Origin of the sequence: Proteiniphilum propionicum (assembly GCF_022267555.1) — a bacterium.
In the GTDB taxonomy this organism is placed as follows: domain Bacteria; phylum Bacteroidota; class Bacteroidia; order Bacteroidales; family Dysgonomonadaceae; genus Proteiniphilum; species Proteiniphilum propionicum.
The window spans coordinates 1783571-1798359 of record NZ_CP073586.1; the positions used below are offsets into that span (position 1 = coordinate 1783571).

Annotated in this window: 9 protein-coding genes; 4 read left to right on the forward strand and 5 right to left on the reverse strand. The window is 40.6% G+C overall.

Translation table 11 applies throughout. The features are described from left to right. Positions 1–264: 264 nt before the first annotated feature. Together KDN43_RS07280 and KDN43_RS07285 are read right to left on the reverse strand one after the other, a co-directional pair. Positions 265–738, reverse strand: a complete 474-nt coding sequence (locus KDN43_RS07280) for an NfeD family protein (protein WP_238869160.1) — start codon at positions 736–738, stop codon at positions 265–267. Positions 739–752: 14 nt separating this feature from the next. Beyond that, a complete protein-coding gene (locus KDN43_RS07285) occupies positions 753–2180 on the reverse strand; it encodes a tetratricopeptide repeat protein (RefSeq protein WP_238869162.1) in 1428 nt (475 codons plus the stop codon). Positions 2181–2283: 103 nt separating this feature from the next. Between KDN43_RS07285 and guaA the strand changes: the two genes are divergently transcribed. After that, positions 2284–3804: a glutamine-hydrolyzing GMP synthase gene (gene guaA, locus KDN43_RS07290; protein ID WP_238869164.1), complete on the forward strand. Its 1521-nt coding sequence runs from the start codon at positions 2284–2286 to the stop codon at positions 3802–3804. 75 nt (positions 3805–3879) lie between these two features. Here guaA and KDN43_RS07295 read toward each other — a convergent pair whose 3' ends face one another. The 3 genes from KDN43_RS07295 to gltX form a co-directional block, all read right to left on the reverse strand. After that, complete coding sequence (locus KDN43_RS07295) at positions 3880–5952, reverse strand: HD family phosphohydrolase (RefSeq protein WP_238869165.1); 2073 nt, start codon at positions 5950–5952, stop codon at positions 3880–3882. Positions 5953–6048: 96 nt separating this feature from the next. Then, positions 6049–7269, reverse strand: a complete 1221-nt coding sequence (locus KDN43_RS07300; protein ID WP_238869166.1) for a 3-deoxy-D-manno-octulosonic acid transferase — start codon at positions 7267–7269, stop codon at positions 6049–6051. Further along, the gene (gene gltX / locus KDN43_RS07305; protein ID WP_238869168.1) at positions 7262–8791 is read right to left on the reverse strand and encodes a glutamate--tRNA ligase; all 1530 of its coding nucleotides are present in this window, start codon (positions 8789–8791) and stop codon (positions 7262–7264) included. Before gltX ends, KDN43_RS07300 begins: the two co-directional genes overlap by 8 nt. Positions 8792–9457: 666 nt before the next feature. On the opposite strand from gltX, the gene KDN43_RS07310 reads away from it, so the two are divergent. From KDN43_RS07310 to KDN43_RS07320, 3 genes are all read left to right on the forward strand, one after another. Next, the gene (locus KDN43_RS07310; RefSeq protein WP_238869170.1) at positions 9458–10057 is read left to right on the forward strand and encodes an RNA polymerase sigma-70 factor; all 600 of its coding nucleotides are present in this window, start codon (positions 9458–9460) and stop codon (positions 10055–10057) included. Between the two features lie 68 nt (positions 10058–10125). Then, positions 10126–11106, forward strand: coding sequence for a FecR family protein (locus tag KDN43_RS07315; protein WP_238869172.1), 981 nt, complete (start codon positions 10126–10128; stop codon positions 11104–11106). Positions 11107–11257: 151 nt separating this feature from the next. Continuing rightward, positions 11258–14782 carry a TonB-dependent receptor gene (locus KDN43_RS07320; RefSeq protein WP_238869173.1) on the forward strand — a complete coding sequence of 1175 codons (3525 nt, stop codon included), beginning with the start codon at positions 11258–11260 and terminating at the stop codon, positions 14780–14782. Positions 14783–14789: the final 7 nt, after the last annotated feature.

A 14789-nucleotide genomic window follows, 5' to 3' on the forward strand; every position in this document is an offset into this window, starting at 1 on the left:
TTTTGGTGTTATTATTTATTGAATTATTTTATAACAAAGTTTCTATAAGCCACATAATCCATTAATTTTCAACAAAATAAACTTAGCTATAACTGTATGGCCTTTTTGCTGATTGTCAGGTGTTTAAATAAACATTTACAAATTATTTTTATTATTCAGATCTGAAATTATCAGACATTCAGCTTGTGACATAATTAATATACTTTCGTATCTGTCTCGATTTCAGCTAAATCATCCGTTATGCTGTATTTTTATATAGCTGTATTATCTCCTTTTTACAATGACATTGTATGTATTCACTTTTACAACCTCAATCTCTGTCTCTTCATCAATTAATTCGCCATTGAAAGATTTTCCTTCTACTTCTACATCGTTAACCATTACCTTTCCAATTGGATTAAGGCGGGAGAGAGATATTCCTGTATCACCAGCATTAATTTTCTGAAGATTTCCGGTATCAACTTTCCCCTCGATATTTGCCTCAAGTGAGATCTTTCGCAACGATTTAGATTTTATAAGCCAGAAAAACGTACCCCCCAGCGCCAGCGAAGCTGCTGCTATGGTTATATTTCCCGCACTGGTCCCCAGGAAAATGTAAGCATAAACAATTCCGCCTATCAGGAAGATAGCTCCTGCTATACCTGCTATGCTGATTCCCGGGAGTAAGAATATCTCAATAAGCATGAAAAGTACACCCAGTGCTATCACGGCAATTACAATGATGAGGTCGAGAGTCATATAAGGGATTACTTTTATTTAAAATTATTTAGTATTTCTTCGTTCCTTGCCTCAATTTTTAGTCTGTTTACCTCTCTGAAGAGTGATTCAGTCTCTTTTTCCAGGTGCAGTATTGTGCTATTCAAATTGTTATTTGATAAACCTCCTTCTGCATACTGATCCCGTTTTTCGGAAAGCTCCTTATTCAAATCGTTAAGTTGTTTCTCCAGGCCCATTGCCTGTGAGTACACAGATCTGGCTTTGCTGTTTTTAAAATCGGAAAGCGAATGATAGGTAGTTCTGTCGTTGATCACGAACTCAAAATCACCTCTCTTTGGTTGATTAGGAACTGTTTCCTGCCGTGCTTTCACACGTAGTGAAGCGTACTCGGCCCCTTTTTTCCAAGTTTCGGCAATAGAGGATATCTTTGCACGGTTTGCAAGTTGTTTTTCGTCTTCACTTTCGAGCAGAATAATCTGTTGATTCGGAATGAACGTGTATACACAAACTGAGTCGGCCGGTTGGAAACGGTCTGACGCAAACCACCCGATCTCCTTCTCTTCGTCAATCACCATCATGTAGTCGTTGAACGGTGAGTTGAACGGCATATTCAGTTGATTTGGGTTGAGATATGAATCGGCAGTCAGGTTATAACGGGTAATATACAGGTCATAGCCGCCGAACGACTGATGTCCTGTTGATGCAAAATAGATGGTCATCCCGTCGTTCATCACAAAAGGATAGGCCTGGTCTCCTTCCATATTAATATTTTCCGGCAGTTTTTTCTCATTCCCGAATGTGTCGAGTAGTTTGTCCATTGTAAACAGATCGAGTCCTTTTACCTGATCGCCCTGCGAATAATAGACTTTGTCTTTCCGCTCATTCATATACAGTGTTTTATCTGTTTTTGACAAATTGGGAAAAAAATCGTTCAGCGGTACCAGTGAGCCTGAAGATGCGCTCAGGTTATAGGCAGATAGGAGATCTGCTTTTGGAAGCACCAGGCTGTCAATAATCTGTATGTCTTCTGTTCTTTTGACAGCTTTTTTCAGTTTTTCGGCATAAATGCGTTTTTGAGCCAGTTTTTCCAGAGCGTCATTGTTCCTGCGGTTTGCCCGTTGATATTTTTCGAACTCCTTTTCCGCATCTTCAAAACGGTACGTTTTGGAATAGAGTTCGCCAAGGTATATGTATGCTTCGGTGATTTTCTTTTGTGATGCAAAAGTGAGATACTTTTCGGCTTCAATTAATTTGCCTGTTTCATACAGGCAAACTCCCAGCCATTGATTTACTGAAGCGTTATTGGGATTATTGAAGTATTCTGCCCTGAAAACAGGAAGTGCATGGGCAAACCTTCCCTCCAGATACATTTTTTTCGCTTCATCAAGTGTTTGAGCCTGTAAAGCGAAAGCTAATGTGCTAAACAGAAGAGTAAGAAAGATATGTTGTTTCTTCATCATCATTTTTACTGATTTTCAAAGATAGTGAAAAAAATATTCAATCGATTCAAATATTTATGATTTTCTCTTTTTTCACTATCTTTGAGGCCTGAAAAAAATTCCTCTTATGCAAGAAAAAATTATAATACTCGATTTCGGTTCACAAACCACACAGCTTATTGGAAGGCGTGTGAGAGAATTAAAAACTTATTGCGAGATAGTACCATACAATAAATTCCCATTCGGAGATACCTCAGTTAAAGGGGTAATCCTTTCCGGTAGTCCTTTTTCGGTTAATGATGCGAATGCGTTCAAAACCGATTTAAATGAAATACGCGGTAAATATCCGGTGTTGGGTATATGCTATGGAGCTCAGCTTATGGTGGTGTCGTCAGGCGGCGAGGTAGGCAGGATTAATGCCCGCGAGTATGGCCGCGCACACTTGAACGTGAGCGCAGTTGATGATTTGCTTTTAGGCAACATATCACAAAATAGTCAGGTGTGGATGTCTCACGGTGACACAATAGCTCGTATCCCTGATAATTTCAAAGTTATTGCATCTACAGGAGATGTTAAGCCGGCTGCATATAAGATCGATGGAGAACTTACTTGGGGGGTTCAGTTCCACCCCGAAGTATTTCATACAGACGAAGGGACACAAATATTGGATAATTTCCTTTCCATTTGTAAAGTAAATAAAGAGTGGACTCCGGCATCGTTTATCGAAGCTACTGTCAGGGAGCTGAAAGAGGAGCTGGGTGACGACAAGGTAATTCTGGCTCTTTCAGGAGGTGTGGACTCTTCGGTTACCGGGGTATTGTTAAACAGAGCTATCGGAAAAAACCTTACCTGCATTTTCGTAGACCATGGGTTGTTACGCAAAAACGAATTTAAAACTGTTCTGGCAAACTATGAGCATTTAGGACTTAATGTGATTGGTGTGGATGCGAAAAATCGCTTCTACAAAGAGCTGGCCGGTGTTACTGACCCTGAAAGGAAACGTAAGATAATTGGTAAAGGATTTATAGATGTTTTCGAAGAAGAAGCACATAAACTAAAAGATATAAAATGGCTTGCCCAGGGAACCATCTATCCCGATATTATTGAGTCGCTTTCCATTACAGGTGTCACAATTAAAAGCCACCATAACGTAGGCGGGCTTCCTGAAAAGATGCATCTTAAACTGTGTGAGCCTCTGAGGTTGCTGTTCAAGGATGAAGTACGTAAGATAGGGCTGGAATTAGGAATAGATCCTTCCCTTATTAACCGCCATCCTTTTCCGGGACCGGGGTTGGGTATTCGCATACTGGGAGCTATAACGCCCGAAAAGGTGCGGATTGTACAGGATGCTGACGAAATATTTATTTCAAATCTTCGTACTGCAGGACTTTACAACAAAGTATGGCAGGCCGGTGCTATTCTCTTGCCGGTACAATCGGTGGGAGTGATGGGTGATGAACGTACATATGAAAACACCATCGCTTTGCGTGCGGTTACTTCTACCGATGCAATGACTGCTGACTGGTCGCGCTTGCCTTACGATTTCCTGGCAAAGGTATCAAATGAGATCATCAACAAGGTGAAGGGAGTCAACCGGGTAGTTTACGATATCTCATCAAAACCTCCAGCAACAATTGAGTGGGAGTAGATAGCATGTACTCAAAGCTTCCTGGCAGTTGAACTTGCAAAGATAGCAACAATAGCAATAATAGAGAGAGGGTAGTTAACGTGTGGGCTGTTTCAGTTCGGGATAAGCTATACGGGTGTGATATACCGTTTTCAGTTTATCAACAAAAACATCCTTCACTGTCTGAATATCTCTGAATGTGATGGGAGCTATTCTGAAATATCCTTCATTCATCTGTGAATCAATTATTTTGTCAACCAGGTTGCGAATAGATTGTTCTGTATATTCCGGGAGGCTTCGCGACGATGCCTCCACCGCATCGGCCATCATCATAATTGCTGTCTCTTTGGAAAAAGGATTCGGCCCGGGATATAGAAAATCGGCTTCATTGGCCTCTTTCCCGGGGTTGGCATTTTTCCATGAGATATAAAAATATTTCGGCATGCTTGTTCCGTGATGTGTTTCAATAAAATCGATAATCTGTTGCGGCACGTTGTATTTCTGTGCAATCTTCACCCCATCTTTTACATGATTGATTATGATGCGTGCACTCTCCTCAAAAGGGAGCCCTGCATGAGGGTTCATTCCAGGTGCTTGATTTTCCGTGAAAAAAGCAGGATTCTTTATTTTCCCTATATCGTGATACAAAGCTCCAGTCCTTATAAGAGAGGCATTCGCTCCCAGTTTTGCGGCGGCCGCCATTCCCAGATTTGACACCTGTAATGAGTGCTGGAATGTACCTGGCGCTTTTTCGGAGAGTTCTTTCAACAGAGGTTTATTTATATTTGAAAGTTCTACCAGCGTCACACCTGATATGAATCCGAAAGATTGCTCAACAAGATAGATCAGTGAATAGGAGAACATTATGAAAATAAAGTTTATTGAGAAATATACCAGCATAACCCAGTCGGCCTCCTTTACATTTCCTTCCTGATATAATATCAGCCCAAGATACACCGTAACATAGGTAAGAAGGATAAAAAATGAACTTCTTATAAGCTGAGAACGCTCAGTAAGCTCTTTCAGCATAAAAATAGAGACCATGGCAACTGAAATTTGGATTGCAGTGAACTCGAAAGGAAAAGGCACCATCAGTGAGCTCATGATTACGGTGGTGATACTGGCGAACAAAGCGGTACGTGAATCGATAAAGGTACGTATGAGAATGGTAACTATGGCATATGGAATTATATATACGCTGAATAGTTCAAACCGGACAGTGATACATGTTAGCGCCACAAAGAGCGTTATTAGCAACACCATGAAACTCACATGTTTCCTATTGCGATATTCATGAGGGCGGAAGAATAAAAGGTACATATAAAATGAACCGAACATAAAAAGAATAAGAATAAACTGTCCCAGTATTATCCAGCCATTTTTCGTGGCCCCCCCGCTGCGTTCTTCAGTCACACGTTTCAGTGAAGAGAGTATGTTATATGTGCGTGAGTCAACAATCTCTCCCTGGTCAATAATTCTTTGTCCCTGCTGCACCATGCCGCGGCTGATATCAACCTGCTGAATAAATTCATTTTGCGCTTTCTCTGATGTTGCCGCATCGTAAATTATATTCTCTCTGATATACTCATTTATATCAGCCGTTTTCAGAATGTTTGCATCTATATTTGCAGGGGCATCGCTCAATATCTTTTCATATGCGGTACGTATTGTATAAAGTGATTCTATCGACCTGGCTTGTGCAACATTCTCTTCTTTTATTCGCAGAGTCTTTGTCTTTGACTCATGTATGAGGTCGTAGTCGATTGAGCGCATTATGCCGTTGTTGTATATCTCGTTAAGCTTGTCGCGGATATACAGTTTATATCCGGGAGAGAGAGTGGCAAGTTTGGCATTCAGGTTTACATCAGCATCAAAGTCGGCAATGGCATTTTTCTGTACATCATAATTTATAATGAAGTAGGGTTCGTAAAATTGCAAAATACTGTCCTGCTCTGTCTTTAACTGCTCTGCAGGCTTGTAGATGGGGAAATCAAATGGAGCCGTCAACAGGCCATACTGCCAGGGTCTCCCTTCATTGAACGAATATTTGAAACTACCCTGACGGGGAAAAATATAGGTTATGAAGAGTACAGCGACAATAAATACCAAAGGAACAAAAATTCTTGTTCTGACTCTTATTTTCTTTTTTTTTGATGATGAACTGTTCATGCCTCTTTGTGTTAACGTTGTGAGGTTATTATACAACAACTGAACTACTGAATTGTTTGTATATTATGGACCTTTCTCTGTGGTACTACAAGTTTTTCAGAGTGAAATCAGCTTCATTATTTCACGTGTCGCCCCAGCGTTTCCGAATATATATTCTTTTGCTTTCACACCGGCATTTATCCTCGATGATGAATCAAGAGCCATCTCATCCATCTTTTTGTTGAATTCTGTCTTGTTGCTGATGGAAAATCCACCTCCGTTAGTTATAAGGCCATGAGCTTCAATGAACTTTGAGTATCTTGGCCCGAAGATGACAGGTATGCCATACACCGCCGCTTCGGGCAAATTGTGAATTCCCTCTCCAAATCCGCCTCCTATATAGGCTATCTGGCCGTATCGATAAATGGAAGAGAGTAATCCGAAGCAATCGATTATAAGACATTCACACTGTGTAATATTTTCCTCGGTAGCATTTGAATAACGCAAGTGTGCGCGTTTCAGCTTCTTTTCTATCTCCCTTAGACGTGGCTCGTCAATCTCATGAGGTGCTATAATCAGTTTCAATCCACTGTGAGTGTTAAAGTAATCGATCAGTAGATCTTCGTCCGGGGCCCAGGAACTGCCTGCTACGATGACGATTGACTTTTTATCAGCAAATTTTTCAACTACCGGCAGTTCCTTTGCATTATTCCGCACCTCTATTACTCTGTCGATACGTGTATCACCGGCAAGTGTGACATTTTCAATGCCTTTACCTTTCAGGAGTTTAGCCGATAGTTCGTCCTGAACAAAAAAGTGTGAGTAAAAGCGAAGCATTTTCCCGTAACGTGTCAGTCTGTTCTTAAAAAAGGGCTGACCAGGCCTGAATACTGCAGAGGCCAGATAGACAGGGATCTTCCGAAGAAAGCTTTCGTGAATATAGTTATACCAAAACTCATATTTGATGAAAATGGCGATGAAAGGATTCGCCAGATCCAGAAATCGGCGTACGTTCTTTTTTGTGTCGAACGGCAGATAACACACTATATCGGCCAAAGGATAATCTTTTCTAACTTCATATCCCGACGGAGAAAAAAAGGTAAGCAGAATTTTATACTCAGGATGCTCTTTTGTTATCGCCTCAATAAGGGGGCGGGCTTGTTCAAACTCACCCAATGAGGCTGCATGTAGCCATATGTAACGGGACTCCCGGTCTATCTTCTCTTTCAGTTTGCTGAATGTAGCTTTCTGCCCGCTGACCATCAGACGCGCTTTTTTTTTAAAAAGTGCAGCCAGGCGTATAAAAAACGCCATAAAAAAAATTCCTATATTATACATTCTCCTGAACTGGTATGGTATCAATAGCTTGTTGCAGCCTGGAAAGAGTCTCCTCTTTTCCGATAACTTCGGTTATGTTGAACATGTGAGGGCCTTTCCCTACGCCAACAATTGCCAAGCGGAACGCGTTCATTATGTTCCCGGTATGAAAGCAGTTATTCTTAATCCAATCCATTACTGCCTTTTCCTGATTTTCTGCTGAAAAGTCTGTCATATTTTCAATCAGTCCAATTAGTTGTTTCATCTGGCCGGGAGTCTCTTTTTTCCAACGTTTGCGAATGGTCTTTTCATCGTATGCGGCTGGGGCGACAAAGAAGTATGAGGATTGATCCCAAAGCTCTTTCACAAAATGTACGCGGTCTTTTACAAGTGCCACTACTTTGACCACTTTTTCGGCAGGTGCATTTACCCCTTTTTCCAGTAGGATGGGGGCAAACATACCGGCTAACTCATTGTTGGAGGTGTGGAGTATATACTGATGGTTGTACCACTTGGCTTTTTCAACATCGAATTTTGCTCCGCTTTTACTGCACCGCTCAAATGAAAACGCCTGTACAAGTTCTTCCAGAGAGAATATTTCCTTCTCTGTTCCGGGGTTCCATCCCAAAAAAGCAAGGAAATTAATTACCGCTTCAGGTAGATAACCGCTTTCACGGTAACCCGAAGAGACCTCTCCCGATACAGGATCCCTCCACTCTAACGGGAAAACTGGAAAACCGAGACGGTCTCCATCGCGTTTACTCAGCTTGCCGCTTCCTTCAGGTTTTAACAGGAGGGGGAGATGTGCGAACCGGGGCATGGCCTCTTCCCAGCCAAAGCTCTTGTATAGCCATACGTGCAGCGGTGCAGAGGGCAACCACTCTTCTCCGCGGATTACGTGCGTGATCTCCATCAGGTGATCGTCAACCACGTTCGCAAGATGATATGTTGGCAGTTCGTCCGATGATTTGTATATTACCTTATCATCCACGACTGAAGAGTTGATAGCCACCTTGCCGCGAATCATATCGTCCACAATGATTTCGTTATCAGGCTCAATTTTAATCCGGACAACATATTGCATCCCCGATTTTATAAGTAAATCAGTCTCTTTCTCAGTCAAGGTGAGAGAGTTGCGCATGTTGTTCCTTGTCGATGCATCGTATTGAAAATTGGGAATTTCCGATCTTTTGGCATCCAGCTCTTCAGGTGTATCAAAGGCAATATAGGCTGCTCCTTTCTCAAGTAATAATTTAACATGCTCTTTGTATATTTCCCTGCGTTGCGACTGTTTATAGGGACCGTAACTTCCACCCTTCCGGGGGCTTTCATCAAATTGGAGGCCAAGCCAGTCGAATGTCTCCTGTATATACTCTTCCGCTCCAGGAACAAACCGCGCAGAATCGGTATCTTCAATACGAAGGATGAAATCACCCCCCTGCTGTTTGGCATATAGGTAGTTATACAATGCTGTCCGTACTCCCCCAATATGTAGGGGGCCTGTGGGACTGGGTGCGAAACGGACTCTTCTCTTATGACACATAATTTTACGGTACTTTTTTTTTAAACGGTGCAAAGATAGCAAAAATCGTTAAAATGAACACGATAAACAGAGCGGGAATTCATCTTCCAGAGTCAACCCGCAAGTGCAATATTACTTAAATTGTATGTATAACTCATTTTTTGGTAAACCGAAGCCCTGTTTCCTTTTGGTCCCCTGTTATGTTTATGATCTGTTTTATGTTTAATTTAATTCAAGTTTCGCATGTATAAATTAAAACTGAGTCTCCTCCGATAAGTCTTTTTTCTTGAAAATTTCAAAAGATAATCATTGATTTTCAATAAGTTGAAAACCAATAAAATTGGGTTTTGAGGTTTTCGGAGAAGACTCAAAACTTATTTAGCTAAATATGGAACCTATAAAATGTTTAGAGGAAAACCATTCGATGAAACAGGCATCATCTGATATGCTGTTCGAGCGAGGCGAGTTATTTATCAGATAGCATGTAAATCGATAAATGAGCCACAAAGCATTGTCAGACTAATATTTAGTTGAATACTTGACATGCGAAACTTGAACTTTTAAAATTAAGTGGATGTACAGTTATGAGCATTAAAAAAAATATTACCGGCTTAAGTTAATTTTTTTCGTTAATGAAGAATTTTTTCTACTTTTGGAAAAATTTAAGATCGCTTCATTTTTCATTATTTGGTAACACGTTGCAACCATATTTCTTTTACTGCATCTCAGACAATTTCTCAATCTCTGTTTGAAGAGTTGTTCTGCTGTTTTTATCCGAAAATTGCGGCATATGCCACTACCATTCTTGATGATAAAACTGTGGGAGAAGATATTGCTCAGGAGGTATTCGTATATGTTTGGGAAAAACGGAATGAACTCCATATGGGAGAAGGATTTTACAGTTATCTGTTTCAATCGGCATATTCTAGGTGTATAGATTACATTAAGAAAAACAGTCGATTGGAAAAATATGTTCAGGAGGCGCTTTTGAAATCGGCCATTGAGTATCACTCTTATATTGAGAACGATTGCCAGCCTTTAAAAGAACTTTTCAGTAAAGACTTTGAGGAACAATTGAACGCCCTGCTCAGCCAGCTTCCTGAAGCGCGCAGACGTGCGTTTGAACTGGTATATCGCGATGGATTGAAGATGAATGAAGTAGCAGAGAAATTACAAATGCCCCAACGTACTGTTGAAAGTCATATTTACCTGACAATTAAATACCTTCGAAAACATTTATCCCCATACGATTTTCTTCTTTTGATGCTTATATGTGAAATATTTTGAAGAAAAGTGTAATTATACTCCGTAGTTTTTACCGGTTGTTCGTTTAGCTTGTATATAAGATTATTTCGATGGATTCAGGTTTTTCCTTATTGGTCAAATATTTTTCTCAACAACTGTCGGTTAACGAACGACAAAAACTTGAAGAATGGCGTATCGCTTCAGCTGAAAACAGTCAACTTTTCGCTGAGGTAAGCAAATTAAAGATACTTAAAGAATATACGAAATACAACACAGTAGCTGAGAATTCGTTGGCTCTTTTTCGTGTTCAGAAGAAAATCCGCAGCCGCACATCGCTTTATCGTTTCCGGAATATACTGAAATATGCCGCAGTTGCTGTAATTATTATCTCTCTCTCTCTATTTGCCTGGACACGATTTACTGCAGGGAAGTATACTACTATTGTTGTCGCAGGGAACGAGTCTGTAAAGAAATTAGATCTGGAGGATGGTTCAACTGTTTGGTTGGCTCAGTTTTCAGAACTTCGGATACCCGAGTCGTTTTCATCTGAACATCGTCAGGTTTCATTAAAAGGTAAAGCCTATTTCGATGTTAAAAAGAATCCCGAATCGCCTTTTATGGTAACATCTCCCCATATAAATGTGAAAGTTACCGGAACGTCTTTCGACCTTTTTGTGGACGATGAAGGACGTTGTGTGGAAACCATTCTTGCATCGGGAAAAGTGGTGTTGCAAGATAATCGCAAAAAAGATGTTTTTGAAATGTCACCCGGAGAAAAGGTGGTGTACAATGCCGAAAACAACAGGTACAGCGTTTCGACGGTTGATGTTAATACACTCACCTCATGGCACCTTGATCAAATTAAGTTTGAGAATGCCACATTGCGTGAAATTGTTAACAAGTTGAGCCTTATTTATGATGTAAACATCAATCTGGAATCCAAGAAACTGGCCGATCGGCGTTACCGGTATGTTATTAACCGGGAAGAATCGTTGAAGGAAGTACTTGACATACTTAGCTTTCTTGCTCCAATCGATTATAGTATAGAAGGGAATGAAGTTTTTATTACTGAAAAACGTATCATGAATTAAGTCAATTTGAGAGAATGCTGCTTAGGCATAGATTCAGGTTAACTGATTAGTCTTATTAAAAAACAAACTATGCAGAAAGTAAATTCACTTTCATTATATAATAAAACAGATAAGTTTACTAAACTTTTTTTAATTAGAAAAACTAAAATGTATGAATGAACATGTAACCCTTGGGATGATGGTACAAACGGCTGTTGTCCAATCTAAATTGTTAAGGACGATAAAATCGTTCTTACTGCTTTTTTTACTGAGTTCGCAAGTGTTTGCGTCTGCATTGGCTTCGCAATCAGTGAATGTAAAGATCACATTAAACAACCCGACTGTGGGAAATGTAGTTGAGGAGCTACATCAACAAACGGGGTATGAATTTTCTTACGATGCTGACATCCTTTCAGAAAAACTGTCCGATGTGTCGGTCAATGTGAAGAATGAACGAATAGAAAATGTTCTGTCACATATTTTCGGTAGATCTGACGTAAGTTTTAAAGTGATTAACAACCGTGTTCTCCTGAAAAATAACAAAAAGGGGAATAATAACATTTCATCGCCTGAAGATAATAAGCAACAACTGGTTACAAGAGTAATCTCGGGAGTTATTAATGATGACAAGGGTGAACCTGTTATCGGCGCAACCATTGTTGAGAAAGGAAATGCTTCCAACGGTACTGTCACTGACATTGATGGAACTTTCGTATTAAATGTTGCTCCTGACGCCATACTTGAGATTTCCTATGTGGGATATGAATCACAAGATATTATTACCGCCGGTAGAAACACATTCAGTATTGTGTTGCATGAAAATACCAAAATATTAAATGAGATAGTGGTCGTGGGATACGGCACACAGAAGAAAGTGAATCTGACGGGTGCGGTACAGATGGTAGATAGTGAGATACTTAACGACCGTCCCCTTGTAAATGCAGCCAAAGGTTTGCAGGGCGCTATTCCTAATTTGAACATAAGCTTTAAGACTGGCGACCCTACTTCTGAAACAAAGTTCAATATCCGTGGAGCTACATCGCTTAATGGCGGATCGGCCCTGGTGCTTGTGGATGGGGTTGAAACAGACCTTAACCTAATTAATCCACAAGACATCGAAAGCGTTTCGGTATTGAAAGATGCCGCATCTGCAGCCGTTTACGGTCCGCGTGGCTCATTCGGTGTGATTTTGGTTACAACCAAACGCGGTAAACTTAATCAAAAATTGCAGATCAATTATAACAACAGTTTTGCTTGGTCATCACCCAGCCGCTTGCCTAAAGGCATGGCTTCAGACAAATGGTTGGAATCCATTAACCAGGCAAACATTAATAACGGTGGGGGAGCCTATTTCTCTGCTGAGCAAATTGAAGCGACTAAAAAGTTCATTGCTGACCCGGTTAACAACCCTTCTGCATTCTTGGATACGACTGGAAAGTTCACTAGCAGAGGACAATGGGGTTATGCCGGTAATACCGATTGGTATAAAGAGTTTTACAATGATGCTGCATTTATGCAGCAGCATAACGCCAGTCTTTCCGGTGGCTCGGAGAAGAGTACCTATTATGGTTCGGTTGGCTATAAAGGACAGGACGGCTTATTCCGTTTTGGACAGGATAAATATAAACGCTTTAATATAGCTTTCAATTTTACCACGCAAGTGAATGATTGGCTACAATTGAACTTCAATACCAAACTGAATAACTCTGATAAAAATGTGCCTACCAATAACTTCGGTATGGGTTCCCCGTATTATGAAGTTTATCGCATGTTTCCGCATATTCCTATTTACTTACCTAACGGAACTGATTTTGCTGCTTTGCAAGGCGATAATTTTAACTACAATATTGCCGGGCGTATGGCTCTTGCCGGGCGTACCACAACTGCTGATAAAGATTTTTGGTACACCGGAGGTTTTAATATTACGCCTATAAAAGGATTGTCAATTAAGGGTGATTATACGCAAAACTATTGGTTCAGTACATATCGCGAGCATAAAAAAACAATCTATCAGGTACAACCCGATGTAAATACTCCACCGGTAGCCGTAAATACACCCAATGGAGTCTGGCAGTACAGAAGCGGTGATGTTTATCGTGCTATGAACTTGTGGGCAGAATATGACTTTAACCTTGCTAAAAGTCATAATTTTAAGTTAATGACCGGATATAACGATGAGCGAAAAGATTACAATAAGTTAGAAATTGAATCACAGGATTTATTTGTAAACGAACTGACCAACGGAGGACTTGCCGATAAGTTTATTAACATTAAAGAGCCGGGAGATTCTTGGGCTGTAAAAGGTATTTTCTATCGTTTAAATTATGATTACATGGGTAAATACCTGCTTGAAGCAAATGGTCGTTACGACGGTTCCTCCAAATATCCCGTAGGTAAACAATGGGGTTTCTTCCCATCGGTTTCGGCAGGTTGGAGAGTGTCGGAAGAAGGTTTCTATGAACCGTTAAGAGCTACATTGGAATACCTGAAATTGAGAGCATCCTATGGTGATTTGGGAAATCAGGTCGTTGACAATAACTTCCAATATCTTGGAACATTAAGCCCCGGAACTTATAACTATGTGATAAACAATGCTATTTTGAAAGGGATCAATCCATCCACATTGGCAAGCACCAATATCACGTGGGAAAGAGTAAATACCATAAACGCGGGACTGGACTTTGCGACACTGAATAATCGTTTGTCGGGTTCATTTGATTATTACGTGCGTCGTACAAGAGACATGGTAGTAAGCAAAGCCTATCCGGCAGTTTTAGGGACGAGTGGTGGTAAAGAGAACTTGGCCGATATGCGTACTAACGGATGGGAGCTTATGTTGACATGGAATGATAAAATATCAGATGTAGGGGGCAGTACACTTACTTATAGTGTTGGTATGGGTATCTCCGATGCATTCTCCGAGATTACCAAATACAACAATCCTACACGTTCGCTCGCTGACCATTACGAAGGGAAGAGACTGGGAGAGATATGGGGATATGTAACTGATGGATTTATCGCCGATGAAGCAGAAGCTACAAAAATGGTAGATACGCAAAGCCATTTCAGCCGAACTTGGTTACCTGGAGATATCCGTTACAAGAATTTGGATAATGATCCAAAAATTAATCCCGGGAAAAATACGGTAGATGAGCCGGGAGATCGTAAAATTATAGGTAACAGTACACCTCGTTATCGTTATAGTATCAATGCCAACGTTGGCTGGAAAGGGCTTGACCTGCGTGCTATGTTTGAAGGTGTTGGTAAGCGCGACGTATGGTTTGGCGAAAGTCAGTTTTGGGGATATAGCGGAATCTGGTGGGCCGCCATTACCGATTACCACGTGGATAATGCCTGGTCCAAGACAAATACCGATGCATATTTCCCTGTTCCTACATTTAGCGGGAGAAGCCGCCAAGTACAAACAAAATACTTGCAAAACGGAGCATATATTCGTCTGCGCGATGTGACATTAAGCTATACGTTGCCAACAAGTATACCCGAAAAACTGAATATATCACAAGTTAGAGTGTTTGCCAGCGGACAAAATTTGTGGGAAGCCACCAAAATGTTTAAATACCTTGAGCCAGATGTATCAGGATTTGACAAAAATGACGGAAGTCCGCAGTTTGAAGATCAAGGTAAGGGATATCCGTTTAGCCGCACATTCTCTTTTGGATTTAATGTAACATTTTAAACTATAG

Bases quoted from the DNA above. Each gene is read 5' to 3' on its own strand.
- KDN43_RS07280 (WP_238869160.1), bottom strand. From the start codon at position 738: ATGACTCTCGACCTCATCATTGTAATTGCCGTGATAGCACTGGGTGTA.
- KDN43_RS07285 (WP_238869162.1), bottom strand. From the start codon at position 2,180: ATGATGATGAAGAAACAACATATCTTTCTTACTCTTCTGTTTAGCACA.
- guaA (WP_238869164.1), top strand. From the start codon at position 2,284: ATGCAAGAAAAAATTATAATACTCGATTTCGGTTCACAAACCACACAG.
- KDN43_RS07295 (WP_238869165.1), bottom strand. From the start codon at position 5,952: ATGAACAGTTCATCATCAAAAAAAAAGAAAATAAGAGTCAGAACAAGA.
- KDN43_RS07300 (WP_238869166.1), bottom strand. From the start codon at position 7,269: ATGTATAATATAGGAATTTTTTTTATGGCGTTTTTTATACGCCTGGCT.
- gltX (WP_238869168.1), bottom strand. From the start codon at position 8,791: ATGTGTCATAAGAGAAGAGTCCGTTTCGCACCCAGTCCCACAGGCCCC.
- KDN43_RS07315 (WP_238869172.1), top strand. From the start codon at position 10,126: ATGGATTCAGGTTTTTCCTTATTGGTCAAATATTTTTCTCAACAACTG.
- KDN43_RS07320 (WP_238869173.1), top strand. From the start codon at position 11,258: ATGAATGAACATGTAACCCTTGGGATGATGGTACAAACGGCTGTTGTC.